The sequence below is a fragment of the Agarivorans sp. D1326 genome, assembly GCF_056958115.1.
In genome coordinates, this window is sequence record NZ_JBTWEN010000024.1 from 1 (window position 1) to 685 (window position 685).

At 48.8% G+C, this 685-nt stretch carries 1 protein-coding gene; it reads left to right on the forward strand.

Annotation, left to right across the window (positions count from 1 at the left end):
• The coding region (locus tag ACYFDN_RS21410; protein WP_483512651.1) for a hypothetical protein at positions 1-685 on the forward strand (685 nt) is incomplete at both ends.

A 685-nucleotide genomic window follows, 5' to 3' on the forward strand; every position in this document is an offset into this window, starting at 1 on the left:
GCGTGGTGGGAGCCGTGACCGCTCGGGCCAGCATGGTGGCGCTGGCACGTTGTATACCAAAGACGAAACTGACGGTAGCGAACACCTATACTTAGCCAGTTTGGGTGCGGGCAGTAGCCATGCTGATTCAGTGATAGATGATGCAGTAATTAGTTATCCTATTTCTACTAATAATGTAGATTTGTTGGTGAGGGAAGCCTTATCTATCGATACACCGATTGATGTTAGCGGTGGGCGAGTTGAGTTTACTAAAGTGACTCAGATTAACTCGCCAATCGTAGTCAGTAATGGTGGCACATTAGCACTACCTTCAGTGCAGTCTTTAGATGCGACCATTACCTTAAATGGCGGTAGCAAGGTTGAATTTGCTGATGGCGTTGTGGTTAACAGTGCGCTAGAAGGCGACGGTACTGGTCGTTTTATTTTCCAGGGCCAAGTGACAGTCCCTAACGACATGCTTACTGTTGCCAAAGGTATCTTTGAGCTGCGTGGTGAACATAATTTCGCCCAAGTCAATGTAGCCCCTACCGGGGTGCTCACTTCCCCGTATTACCATGTGGATGATTTCAATCAGCCCTTAGTGATTAATGCGTCAGATTTTGTTATTGAAGAGGACGGTAAGGTTCAGCTTAGTGGCTTGGGTCAGGGCTCGCTCACGCCGGGTGTTTATGGTTCGGGCGGCAGC